Consider the following 12,915-nt stretch of genomic DNA (forward strand, 5'->3'; position numbering starts at 1 on the left):
AAATATCGTTGCACAAAGCATATGCTCAACACTAATTATTTACCATTAAATATCAGCGACTTAAAAACACCTTATTCTAATTAAACACTTTAATGAAAACCATTACACAACAAAGTGTTTCCCTGGGTAAACAATATAGATCTACTTCCCTTGTCAAATAGCCTCACCTGATTGCCAACATTTGGTTAAATCTCTCTATAATTAAGCGTGTTCATTATGGTATTTCTGTAATATAAGGCATAATTATCTGGTTGTTATTATTAGATAAATTCCGTAAGGAGAATTCATGGGCCCTCTGATGCTTGATGTGGCTGGCTATGAGCTAGATGCAGAAGATCGCGAGATCATCCAACACCCAACAGTTGGCGGAATAATTTTTTTCGCACGAAACTATCATGATCGTGAGCAATTGCGCGCGCTGACCAAGGATATTCGCAATACCGCGAAGCGCCCTCTTCTTATTGCCGTTGATCAAGAAGGTGGACGTGTACAACGTTTCCGAGATGAATTCACATTGCTGCCACCTGCCCGAGCCTTTGCTGAATGCAACGAGGGCAAAGCCTTGGCTTATGATGGCGGTTGGCTAATGGCAGCTGAATTACTAGCGATGGATATCGACCTAAGCCTCGCTCCTGTATTAGATCTTGGATTTGACTGTAAAGCGATTGGTGATAGAGCTTTCTCTGATGATCCCCAACAGGTGATCCGCTATGCTTCTGAATTTATCAAGGGCATGAAATTGGCAGGAATGGCGGCAACAGGAAAACATTTTCCTGGCCATGGCGGAGTTATCGCTGACTCACACCTCGAAACCCCTATCGATTCACGAGATACGATAAAACAACATGACATGACGGTATTCCAGTCTTTAATCGATACCAACCTACTCGATGCCATGATGCCAGCCCATGTCGTCTTTGATCACTATCATTCATCACCTGCGAGCGGCTCTAGCTATTGGTTAAAACAAGTTCTACGTGAAGATATGGGCTTCAAAGGCGTTGTTTTTTCAGATGATCTAAATATGAAAGGTGCCGATGTCCTTGGCAGCTATAGTGAACGAGCAATTGCGGCGCAACAAGCGGGCTGCGATATGGTAATGCTCTGCAACAATCGTCAAGGTGCAATCGAAGCTCTAGAAGGCCTTCCTCAAACGCAAGTACCGTTATTAGAATCCCTTTGCAAAAAGCCTACGGGTGAATATCGTGACTTGATTAAGACATCAAAATGGCAAGAAACGGAAAAGCGCATTACTCGTCTACGTAATGAGTGGCTGGAAAAACAAGCTTAATTAACGGTTTATTCAAAACAAAAATCGCCCATAATATTCTCTCAAAAAGAGGCGCTGAATATTAAAAGGGCGATTTTCATGTTCGTTGCCAATCACTAAAATAGTAATAGTGCTGGTACCACTGAATAACTAGCAGATCACTCTAAAAAAGTAGTAATTACAAAGAGTCACGAGAGTAATCAACGTCTTTGGTACATTTCTTCTTTTCTTTACAGATAATGTAGAAAGCACCAATGATGAAGGCGATAACCAGTAATGTTTCCATAATCGCATAAACCTATGATTTATCTAAATGTATGGGTACAGTAAGCATCGAAATGCTGCCTGAAAGTCTAAAGATTACCACTAACACTAGAAGCAATTTTTAGACTGTGGACAAGATACCCCAACAGAACAAAAAATGCACTAAAAAGTTTGCATAATATTCGTGCTAGTTGCATTGAAAGCCATACTTAATTGACCAATACTGACAACATAGTTGATGTAAAAACAGAAACTTAGGTTACTTCAAAATGATACCATTCGTATTCTGTTCATAATTCACTACCATTTGCACGGATTCGTGAATATTTTGCGGGGAATAACTAAAAATAACCAGACTATTTTTAACTATAATTATTCCCACTTCAGATTAGATATAGTTATAGCCAAGTAACTTGGTTAAATAACTATGATCATAATTTGAAATATTAATTTTGGAAGAAAAAAAAGGGCAAATCATGCCCTTTCCTAGCTAAATATTCTGAGTTGTGTCTATCAGAGCCATCTTGCCTGCCCCGTAAAGCTAACAGATAACCATGTATCACCGAGTTCATCTGATAGTGCTTCCCACAAAATCAACCTGATTTGATCTTGCCGCTTGGTCGTCCAATACGTATCGTCTTTAACGAGGATGTTCACTTCGAGATCATACTGCCGACCCGTTTTGGCAAAGTGATGTGTGTAATCATCAAAATGATATTGCTTTGATAGCTTGGCAATAACACGATCTACATTGTCTTGTACATCATCCTGAGGAGCAAGCAGTAGCACCTCTCTTAAGTTACGACGTAATACCGTGATTGGCAGTACCACTGCTGCAAGTGATAAAGCTGATACCAAGATAGGATCGACATACCGATTCCACTGTGAGTACCCATAATGATCAAGAATCATCACCGCAATAAAGCCCACCAGAATCGACGCACTTAAAATCCCATCGATAAGCCACTCCTGAGAGTCTACTTTGACCAACTCAGATTGCTCGGCTTTAGCAATATAAGTTTCAGTAAAATATATAGAAAAGCAGCAAATGGTCGAAAGAACAGCATAGATAATTGCATGCTCTAAGACTATCTCATGACCGCCGTTGACAATGGTTTGCACACCACCAATAAAAGCAAAAATACAAGTGAGTAAGATGAGCAAGCCATTGACGACGTTGATTAACGGCTCAATATGCGCATAGCCAAATTGGAAATACTTATCATCAGGCTTAGAAACGAGGTAAGCGGTATACAGACTTAAACCTGTCATACCCATGCTGAGTAATGAGAACATACCGTCGAGAAGGATGGCATTGGATCCAACATACAACCCATAGCCAATACCTAGCGAAGACAATACTACAGTACCCGCTAGGGATAACTTCAGTGCTAAACGCTCCTTACTAATTTTACGGCTAGTCGCCATAAAATCCTCCTTATACAGTTAGTTATATTGCGTTGATTGAAATCACAAACAAACGGTTTCCAAAATATTCCGTTTGTTTGCCTGTTTTGAATTAACTTTGTATGACTATACCTTTACCACAGTTACGCTTTTGTGATCAAATTGATAATGACTCTGACAACCACTTTAAAAGTTCATTCTTTCGTAAGGCGGTGTTTAAAACAGCTTGCTGCCGCCCCTTCTTAAAGGCGATAGTGGTCGGTACCCCACGCAAACGGTACTTTGATGATAATGCCATGTTTTTACTTAAATTAACAAAGACCACGCGAAGCTTACCTGCACGCTCTTTAGCAACTTTGGTAACGATAGGCTTGAAGGTTTTACATGGAGTACAGTTGTCGTTCCAAAATACAACAATCACGGGAAGTGGGGAAAAAATTATTTTTTCCAACGACTTACTATCCGCATCTACCGGTTGACCATCTAAAATATGTTTACTGCAGTGAGGACACTTCACCGTATTCGATAGCGATTGTGGCATTAGACTCGCGTTTTGACGGCAATGAGGACATTGAATAGAAAAGGCTGCCATTTTACATTCTTCTTAACCTATAAAACGGCGGATACTAGCAAAGATTAAAGCCAGATACATCCAGCGAGCAAGGCAATGAGTTAGCAAATATCTTTTGATTCTTGCCTAAGGGGACTGCTGCAACTCTAGCCGTTCTATATCACTATAAAAGTTGATAATTTTTGCTCGGCTCACACTGTACTCGAAATCTGTTCCATCGCAAAAGTCATTTTTACTCTGTAGTTCAGGGGTTTTAATTTTGATAAATTCGCAAGTTGCATGCTGTTCACAAGCAAGATTACGTTCAGTTTGTAACTGATCCCAGTATGTGACGAAATGATTCAGTGCATAATCAAGCTGCTCGTAGTTTTCGTTACTCAATGATTCACGAAGTACACCCAGCTCTTTCTGTCGGGCAGACATGAAGACCTTGAAGGCATCATTGAGTGAGCTGCCTTCGTTAACATAACACTCGTCTTCGATATATTGCGTCTTTTTCTGGGCTATATCGCTGACATTGGCCTGTGATGAACAGGCTGACACTACTACCATCGCGGCCAAGCTGCTATACCATTTCATAATACGCCCTTGCAAATGACGGATACCTAACATTCACACACAATGACGGAATGTACATAGTGTGCAGCGGGTTCTACATTCTCCAACACTGCTAAGTATGTGCGATAGCCTACACAATGTGAGAGTAACGAGTCTGGGTCTTAACACTAAAACAACGGTCTCGATTTCGCCTTACTGACAATTCAATCAAGTGTACCGATAAGTTTACTCCGTCCCGAAACCCGACCAACAGCGAATGTTAACAATTTGATTACACTTAATACTATCGAACGCTGCCCAACAAACTAACGATACTTTCCATCATTCTCTCACTGGCACGTTCTTCAATTTGCTGTCCGCCTCTTTTGAGGCAGCACCAGAAGGAGCTAACGATGAATGTTCTGGCTATGCCGATGCATCGTTTCATCGATCATCGCGGTAAGTTGGTTAATCCGCTTCCTGAATGGGCTGATCTTACAACCCTGAAAGGCTTCTATTGCGACATGGTATTAACCCGTGTGTACGACAACAAAGCTGTCGCTCTTCAACGAACAGGGAAACTGGGTACCTACCCTTCTCACCTTGGATCAGAGGCAATTGGTATTGCTATTGGACGGGCTTTGCAAAAGTCTGATGTCTTCATCCCCTACTACCGTGACCTTCCTGCCTTGTGGGCCCGTGGTATAGGTATGGAAAAGAATCTTCAATATTGGGGAGGTGATGAACGTGGTAGCGACTTCTCACCTGACGATCACCATTGTCGAGACCTTCCGTTTTGCGTTCCTATTGCCACTCAATGTACCCATGCTGTCGGTGTAGCTGCTGCACTCAAAATTCAAGGTAATCACCAAGTCGCACTCGTAACTTGTGGCGATGGTGCAACCTCAAAAGGAGACTTCCTAGAATCACTTAACTGTGCTGGAGCTTGGAACATCCCACTGGTATTTGTCATCAATAACAATCAATGGGCAATATCTGTCCCGCGCTCCATTCAGTGCGGTGCTGAACTGCTTTCTGACAAAGCCAAAGGGGCAGGAATTGATGGCGTCACTGTTGATGGCAATGATGTTGTCGCTATGTTTGATATTGTCTTACAGTCATTAAATCACGCCCGCAAAGGCAAAGGGGCAACGCTGATTGAAGCTGTGAGCTACCGGCTTAGCGATCACACAACTGCCGATGATGCTTCTCGATATCGCAGTGAAGATGAGCTACAACAAGCTTGGCAATATGAGCCCATAAAACGCCTAAAAGCTTTCCTAATCGATCAAGGAGCTTGGTCTGAACAAGATGAGACGAATTGGCAAACCCATTGCAAAGAAGTGATAGAGAAAGTCGTTGATAAATACCAGAACATAACACCACAAGCCCCTGAATCTGCATTCGATTATCTCTATGAGCAGCTCAATGAGGACTTGCTAAGCCAGCGAGATCAGATCATCAATAAGGCAATGCGCATGCAAGGAGGTCATCATGGCTGAGTCTACCCTCCTAGACGCTGTTAACATGGCACTACATTACGAGATGGCCCATGACCCTGATGTGGTGGTTTTAGGTGAAGATGTCGGTGATAACGGTGGCGTATTTCGGGCAACCGTGGGGTTAAAAGAAAAATATGGCTGTAAACGTGTTATTGATTCTCCATTGGCTGAAGCACTTATCGGTGGGATCACTGTGGGTATGGCCACACAAGGTCTACGTCCAGTCGCTGAGTTTCAGTTTCAGGGCTTTGTCTTTCCTGCCATGGAGCATCTGATTTGTCATGCAGCTAGAATTCGTAACCGCACACGCGGCCGATTAACCTGCCCTGCTGTTTTCCGTGCTCCGTTCGGTGGCGGGATCCATGCACCAGAACATCACTCAGAAAGTGTAGAAGCACTATTTGCCCATATCCCGGGCATTAGTGTTGTGATCCCTTCCTCCCCTCAACGTGCTTATGGCCTGCTACTGGCAGCGATAAGAAGTAATGACCCCGTCATGTTTTTTGAACCAAAGCGAATTTACCGTACGGTTAAATCGACGGTTGTCGATAATGGTGAAGCCCTCCCCCTCAATACTTGTTTTACCCTAAGAAAGGGGCGAGATCTCACCTTAGTCACATGGGGTGCATGCGTTGTCGAGTCACTGCAAGCCGCGCACAAACTGTCTAAAATGGGAATCGAGGCTGAAGTTATCGACTTGGCCACCATCAAGCCTATTGATATGGCTTCTATCATCAAGTCTCTTGAAAAAACAGGGCGACTACTTGTTGTGCATGAAGCTTGCAAGACGTGCGGTGTCGGTGCAGAAATTATTGCCCGAGTCTCTGAGCACGCTATGTGCTTGCTAAAAGCCCCACCGAAAAGAGTAACAGGGTCAGATACCATTATGCCCTATTACCGAAATGAAGATTATTTCATGATCCAGGAAGCTGACATAACTGATGCCGCGAAAACACTGGTGGAGGGGTGGAAATGAAGACATTTAACTTGCCCGACTTAGGTGAAGGATTAGCCGAATCAGAAATTGTTCAATGGCATATCAATATTGGGGATTACGTAGAAGTAGACCAAGTTGTTTTAACGGTAGAAACAGCAAAAGCCACGGTAGAAGTCCCCGCACCGTATAGCGGGAAAATCATTAACCGTTATGGAGAAGCCGGTGATGTCATCGGCATTGGCAGTTTATTACTGGAGATAGAGGAATCCTCCGCATCAACAACGAAAACAGAAAAAATCCCTTCACAGCAAACGAATGCCGCCACCGTTGTAGGTACAGTCGCCCAGGAAAGCCATGATGTTAATGTCGATGAATTCTGGGTTGGAAGCTCTCAACAAAATAGCTCAGACCAGCCACTTAGTGCCATGCCATCGGCACGTCTACTTGCGCAAAAGCTGGGAGTAGACCTGAGTGTAGTTGAAGGCAGCGGTCCAGACGGCGTCATCCTAGATCGTGATGTCTACAATGCCTGCGACAAACAATTACCAGGAACCGAAGTTCTAAAAGGCGCTCGCCGAAGTATGGTGAGTGCAATGTCAGAATCTCACCATACTATTGCAGCTGTTACGATAACCGAAGAAGCCAGCTTAGCTGCATGGTTACCTGAACAGGACATCACCTGCCGACTTGTTCAAGCAATCGTTGAAGCATGCCAACAGGAACCGGCTCTCAATGCTTGGTTCGATGCGGAAACCATGACTCGTTGTCTACATCACACTGTGAATATTGGTATTGCTGTTGATAGCAAACACGGTCTATACGTGCCTGTTTTACGTCATGCCGATGAATTCAGCGCTAAAGGGATACGGCAATGGGTAGACAAAACGGTTGCCGGTATTCGTGATAGGAAAATTGGCCGAGAACAACTCCAACACGCGACGATCACTTTATCCAATTTCGGTGCTATTGCCGGAATATTTGCCACACCCGTTGTGACCCCACCACAGGTTGCCATTGTGGGTGCGGGACGCATCATTGAAAAGGTCGTTATTGAGCAAGGAGAAGTGAAATCAATAAAAACCCTTCCACTCTCGATGACATTTGATCATCGGGCATGCACCGGTGGTGAAGCCGCCAGGTTCATGAAAGTGTTAGTGAGGCATCTTCAACGTCCTGAACTGTAAATTGGTTCTACTTTAAGCATGCAACAGATATAAAAATGCCAGTCAGTTGACTGGCATTTTTTATTAACATTCAACAACACTATTAGTCTTCAGAAGAAGGGCTAACAGGCTTTTTCTTCTTAGGGATAAAGACACTGTCACCAACAGCCACATTGTCATAGAAACGCTTATCAACCTTCTTCTTGGCCTTAGGCTTAGCTTGCTTCTTCGCTGCAGGCTTATCAGAAGTCGGCTTCTTCTTAACAAATTTCTTCTTCGGTGCCGGTTTCAAGCCTTTGAACTTACCTTCAAGACCTTCATAAGTCGTAAAGCTAATAGTCTGTTGAAGGAAAGCTTCTACATTTTTGAAGCTCTTCCAGTCTTTAGGACCAACAAGGGAAATCGCATCGCCTTTGTTACCGGCACGGCCAGTACGACCAATACGGTGAACGTACTCTTCAGCATGTTTTGGCATATCAAAGTTAATCACGTGCGAGACTTTTTCGATATCCAAACCACGTGATGCAACATCGGTTGTAACAAGAATCTTGTGACAGTCACGCTCGAACTGACTCATGATCGCATTACGTTGGGTCTGATTCATATCACCACTCAACGCAACGGCTTTCAATTTACGCTCGTTCAACTCTTTGGTTAGACGGTCGGTGTCCGCACGCGTTGCCGTGAAGATAATTAGCTGGTTATAGTTTTCAGTTTCCAGCACCTTATCTAGCAAAGCTTGCTTGTGATCAAGATGGTCACAAAGGAAGAAACGCTGAGTAATATCAGTGTGCTCTTCTGCTGAGTGGCCGATCGAGAGGCGTTTTGGTGCATTAAGCATGTCAGCAGCAATACCGACAACATCAGTATGGTCTAGCGTTGCTGAGAACATTAGTGTCTGACGACGACGGTGGTTAGCCGCTTCATGAATACGACGCAATTGAGGTTCAAAACCCAAATCAAGCATACGGTCTGCTTCATCAAGGATAAGCATTTCAAGGCCATCAAGGTGCGTACTGCGGTGCTCAAGGTGGTCAGCTAAACGTCCTGGCGTTGCAATCACAAACATTGGATCATTTTTCAATGCTTTTACTTGATCATTAAAGTTTTCGCCACCAACAATCAATGTACCATCATAAGGCGTGCCCGCATTTAACGTACGAAGCTGAGCGAAAACCTGTTTCGCCAGTTCACGCGTTGGTGTTAATACCAAAACGCGTGGGTCACGGCGAGTAAATGGCTTGCTACGATACATGCGCTGCATAGCTGGCAACAAAAAGGCCAGTGTTTTACCAGAACCTGTTTTGGATGAGGCCAAGATATCTTTGCCTAGAATGCCAACAGGAATTGCTGCTTTTTGAATTTCAGTTGGTTTATCAAACGCCAAGTGGTTGAGTCTTTTAAGTAGGCGCTGGTCTAATCCAAGATCGTTAAATTGCAAAGTGATGCTCCGGTAATTGCCCAACTATGAGCAAGAATAATACAGTACGAGCCTATGTGATAGTAATCACACAGCTCTAAATTTGGTTAGCTGGGCATTATACCACATTTCAATTTGCTAGCACCTAATTGATGCAGATTTAATGACTTTTCATGAAGATAGCATTCCTATTGATTAGCTACTGGTGAGCTTAGCATTCACACCACCGCGACTTGTCGTAAAATGACCTGCACTTATCTGACACGAAGTTGTATAAATTTATCAAAGAGCTAACTACTTCAGTCAACAATATAAATGATAGACATCTACTCTGTAGCAATAGACCCAGACTCTCCAATAGGGTATTGACCACATTGGTTCTCCCCCTTCGATCAACCTGCATATCGCAAGGGGGCTTTTTCTAACCATTGTCGCAAAATGACCTCCCAAACTCTCCATGGATAACGTATTTTTCTTCACAAACAGACCAACATAGCTTTATGAAAATGATACCGACGAAGCCAGAAGCGAAATGGACTAAGTTTCGCCTAGAGAAAATCCTTGAACCTGCTGAAAAAAATAAGCGTATTAAAACAAGAGCGAACAGAGCATTTACTCAACGGCGTCTACTTACAGCTAAATCTCGATTTGGAGAACTCGCCCATAAACACCGCTTCCTCGTACTCGAAAGTGGCAAACCGGATGTCCAGTTCAAAACCTCGCCCAAAATCCGTGGAATGAAAGAGATCACCTTATATTACGAGGACTGTATCGAACGCCTAGAAGCCGAGTTATCAATCCACACAAAGAACAAGTAACCCAACCGATAGTTAACTTGCCATCTCCTTTTACTTGATTAGAGGCATTAAAAGAAAACGAAAGGGATATTCAGTAAAAAAACATCTTTCTTGTGCTAACCTTCAGGCATAGAAAAGTATGTAGGATCTTGAATTGATGAAACAAATTCGTAGCCATACTATCCCTGTTACGGCCTTTATCGTTGTTACCTTGATTATCGTTTGGTCAGGGCTTGATCCTGTTTTCCCTGATGTATGGTTAGCCGAAATTATTCCAGTCGTCTTAATTTTGGCCCCTTTGCTCATTACCTACCGGTTTTTCCAATTTTCTAACACCGCTTATATCCTTATTGCTATCTGGATGTTACTCCACACTATCGGCGCACACTACACATTCGCCAACGTTCCTTTTGACTGGTTTAACGAGTTAATAGGGTCACAACGCAACAATTTCGATCGTGTCGCGCATTTTTCTATCGGCTTGTACGCCTTTCCAATAGCAGAATTCATGGTTCGCAAAGGACATTGCAAGCCCGTAGTGGCCACTCTCTTCGCACTCGCAACAATTATGGCCATTGCTGCGGGTTATGAAATAGTCGAATGGTGGTATGCAACTTCAGCAGGCGGGGATGCCGGTATTGAGTTCCTTGGTAGCCAAGGCGATATTTGGGATGCTCAAAAAGATATGCTCGCAGATACATTAGGCGCAATGACCAGTTTGGTGCTTTTTCACATCATCAAGCCATATCAGCAAGAGATTGAGTCTTGAAGCTATCCTGGCTATAACTTGCTGAAATATTTTAATAAACAGGTAAATAAACACTTTGAATTGCTCAAAAAAAGCCCGCGCAATAGCGGGCTAATTCATACCTGAAGTAAATTCAGAGTACGATTACAAGTCTGGGTAACCCGTCGGGTTAGCAGACTGCCAACGCCACGTATCTGAAGTCATATCATCGATCGTGCGCGTCGCTTCCCAATGCAATTCAGTTTTTGCCTTGGCAGGGTCAGCCCAACACTCAGCAATGTCACCAGCACGACGAGGTGCAATTTTATAGGCAACCTCAACTCCGGCAGACTTAGCGAAAGCATTCACCATTTGCAATACACTAAAGCCGTTGCCTGTACCTAGGTTGTAGATATGCAGACCCGCCTCTTTACCCTTGTAATTTAGCGCAGCCAAATGGCCATCAGCCAAATCAAGCACGTGGATATAATCGCGAACCCCAGTGCCATCCACTGTTGGGTAGTCATCACCAAATACAGATAGGAATTCACGACGTCCCACAGCAACCTGTGAGATAAATGGCATCAAATTATTCGGGATCCCTTGAGGATCTTCACCCATCTCACCACTTTGGTGTGAGCCAACAGGGTTAAAGTAACGCAGTAGCGTGATGCTCATTTCTGGGTGGGCTTTTTGAATGTCGGTCAGACACTCTTCAACCATCAATTTACTACGGCCATAAGGGTTAGTTGCGCTGGTTGGGAAGTTCTCGGTAATTGGCACACTTGCCGGATCGCCGTAAACCGTTGCAGATGAACTGAAAATAAGGCTGTTGACACCCGCGGCACGCATCGCTTCAACCAACACTAAGGTACCGTGAACGTTGTTGTCATAGTACTCAAGCGGCTTTTCTACTGACTCACCCACAGCTTTAAGGCCAGCAAAGTGAATCACTGATTCGATCTCATTTTCCGCTAACACCTTGTCGAGGAATGCACGGTCACGAATATCGCCCTGATAAAATACAGGCTTAACACCCGTCAGTTTTTCAATTCTTGCTAACACTGATTTCTTACTGTTGTATAGGTTATCAACAATAATTGGTGTCATACCCGCTTCAATCATCTGAACACAAGTGTGACTGCCAATGTAACCCATACCACCAGTAACGAGAACTCGCATGCTTATCTCCCTTTGAGTGAGGAATTACTCAAATAATCTTAGTTAATCTGGCCATAAAGTAACATAACTCACTGGAAAATAAAGTAACGATCACATTAAACGTGCAAATTACGAGCAATAATCTGTCTACTGCCAACGAAAATAAAACAGTGTATAATATGGATGTTTTTATTTCTGGGAATGGAGAAATTCTCATGCGCTATCTGTTAAGCCGCCAACTAACTAAATTCATTGCCTTATTCATCTCCCTGCTTGTACTAAATGGGTGTGAAATAGTGCAATGGAAAGAAAAACATGATAATGACCAGCTGAATGCCCAAGGTTACCAGGAGCATATCCTGCCCCTCAAAGAAGGTGGCCAACTTAAATACTGGGTCGGCGGAACAGGTGAACCTTTATTGCTGATCCATGGTTTTGGTGGAACTGCAGTCGCAACCTGGAAAGAGGAAATGCTTGAGCTCAGCAAGCATTATCAAGTCATCGCACCCGATTTAGCTTGGTTCGGTGAGTCTTACAGTATGGGTCCCCCGAACCTAACAACACAAACCGAAACAATGTGGCAACTGCTTGATGCCCTTGAGATTGATAAAGTCAACGTTGCTGGCATCTCTTACGGCGGCTTCATTACCTATAACATGATGATGAAGCCTGACCGAGTAGAGAAAAGCGTCATCATTGCCAGCCCGGGGCCGCTCTTTAGCGACGATGATCTTGCAGAATTGTGCCTTCGCGCCGGTGTTGAAAAGCCAGAACAACTGTTCGTACCTACGAATAGCGATGGCGTAAAGCGACTGTTTGACAATGTGTTCTATGAACCGAAAAGCATGCCTGATTTTGTCGCAAAACAAATATACAGCGGCTATTTTTCACCATTTAAAAAAGAAAAAGAACTTCTAATACAATCACTTATTGTAGACAGGGAGCATATATCACAGGCAAACACAGCTATTTTCCCACCAACCATGCTTATTTGGGGGGATAGCGATAAAATATTCCCGTTGAAAAATGGTATTGCACTAAGCGAACACCTCAACTCGGCCATTGTAGTGTTACCTGAAACGGCACATGGGGTAACTAATGAACGACCAGATACCGTAACTAAGCTATTGAAAATATTCATTAGTTAAGTTATCAAGAA

Annotated in this window: 12 protein-coding genes; 7 read left to right on the top strand and 5 right to left on the bottom strand. The window is 43.5% G+C overall.

Translation table 11 applies throughout. The features are described 5' to 3' along the window. Window positions 1–286: 286 nt before the first annotated feature. The gene (gene nagZ / locus ACVA58_RS07515; protein ID WP_446509824.1) at window positions 287–1,291 is read left to right on the top strand and encodes a beta-N-acetylhexosaminidase; all 1,005 of its coding nucleotides are present in this window, start codon (window positions 287–289) and stop codon (window positions 1,289–1,291) included. A 756-nt stretch (window positions 1,292–2,047) separates the two neighbouring features. Here the strand turns inward: nagZ and ACVA58_RS07520 are convergent. The 3 genes from ACVA58_RS07520 to ACVA58_RS07530 form a co-directional block, all read right to left on the bottom strand. Then, window positions 2,048–2,962, bottom strand: a complete 915-nt coding sequence (locus ACVA58_RS07520) for a cation diffusion facilitator family transporter (protein ID WP_446509825.1) — start codon at window positions 2,960–2,962, stop codon at window positions 2,048–2,050. Window positions 2,963–3,098: 136 nt separating this feature from the next. After that, a complete protein-coding gene (locus ACVA58_RS07525) occupies window positions 3,099–3,533 on the bottom strand; it encodes a thioredoxin domain-containing protein (RefSeq protein WP_446509826.1) in 435 nt (144 codons plus the stop codon). Between the two features lie 105 nt (window positions 3,534–3,638). Further along, on the bottom strand, window positions 3,639–4,091 hold the full coding sequence (locus tag ACVA58_RS07530; RefSeq protein ID WP_446509827.1) for a hypothetical protein: 453 nt from the start codon (window positions 4,089–4,091) through the stop codon (window positions 3,639–3,641). A gap of 371 nt (window positions 4,092–4,462) precedes the next feature. Between ACVA58_RS07530 and pdhA the strand changes: the two genes are divergently transcribed. Genes pdhA through ACVA58_RS07545 form a run of 3 tightly spaced genes read left to right on the top strand, consistent with a single transcriptional unit; the run spans window position 4,463 to window position 7,672 of the window. Further along, window positions 4,463–5,551, top strand: a complete 1,089-nt coding sequence (gene pdhA / locus ACVA58_RS07535; RefSeq protein WP_446509828.1) for a pyruvate dehydrogenase (acetyl-transferring) E1 component subunit alpha — start codon at window positions 4,463–4,465, stop codon at window positions 5,549–5,551. Next, the gene (locus ACVA58_RS07540) at window positions 5,544–6,527 is read left to right on the top strand and encodes an alpha-ketoacid dehydrogenase subunit beta (protein ID WP_446509829.1); all 984 of its coding nucleotides are present in this window, start codon (window positions 5,544–5,546) and stop codon (window positions 6,525–6,527) included. The genes pdhA and ACVA58_RS07540 overlap by 8 nt, the downstream gene beginning before the upstream one ends. Further along, window positions 6,524–7,672 (top strand): dihydrolipoamide acetyltransferase family protein, encoded by a 1,149-nt coding sequence (locus ACVA58_RS07545; RefSeq protein WP_446509830.1) that lies wholly within the window; start codon window positions 6,524–6,526, stop codon window positions 7,670–7,672. Before ACVA58_RS07540 ends, ACVA58_RS07545 begins: the two co-directional genes overlap by 4 nt. Before the next feature lie 82 nt (window positions 7,673–7,754). Here ACVA58_RS07545 and ACVA58_RS07550 read toward each other — a convergent pair whose 3' ends face one another. Beyond that, window positions 7,755–9,092, bottom strand: coding sequence for a DEAD/DEAH box helicase (locus tag ACVA58_RS07550; RefSeq protein WP_446509831.1), 1,338 nt, complete (start codon window positions 9,090–9,092; stop codon window positions 7,755–7,757). 479 nt (window positions 9,093–9,571) lie between these two features. On the opposite strand from ACVA58_RS07550, the gene ACVA58_RS07555 reads away from it, so the two are divergent. Together ACVA58_RS07555 and ACVA58_RS07560 are read left to right on the top strand one after the other, a co-directional pair. Then, entirely contained in the window at window positions 9,572–9,889 is a 318-nt protein-coding gene (locus ACVA58_RS07555) for a hypothetical protein (RefSeq protein ID WP_446509832.1), read from the top strand. 136 nt (window positions 9,890–10,025) lie between these two features. Next, a complete protein-coding gene (locus ACVA58_RS07560) occupies window positions 10,026–10,637 on the top strand; it encodes a DUF2238 domain-containing protein (protein WP_446509833.1) in 612 nt (203 codons plus the stop codon). 123 nt (window positions 10,638–10,760) lie between these two features. Here the strand turns inward: ACVA58_RS07560 and galE are convergent, their stop codons facing one another. After that, on the bottom strand, window positions 10,761–11,777 hold the full coding sequence (galE, locus tag ACVA58_RS07565; RefSeq protein WP_446509834.1) for a UDP-glucose 4-epimerase GalE: 1,017 nt from the start codon (window positions 11,775–11,777) through the stop codon (window positions 10,761–10,763). A 158-nt stretch (window positions 11,778–11,935) separates the two neighbouring features. Between galE and ACVA58_RS07570 the strand changes: the two genes are divergently transcribed. Beyond that, window positions 11,936–12,904 (top strand): alpha/beta fold hydrolase, encoded by a 969-nt coding sequence (locus tag ACVA58_RS07570; protein ID WP_446509835.1) that lies wholly within the window; start codon window positions 11,936–11,938, stop codon window positions 12,902–12,904. The last annotated feature ends 11 nt before the right edge of the window (window positions 12,905–12,915 follow it).

This window comes from Photobacterium sp. DNB22_13_2 (assembly GCF_052873915.1).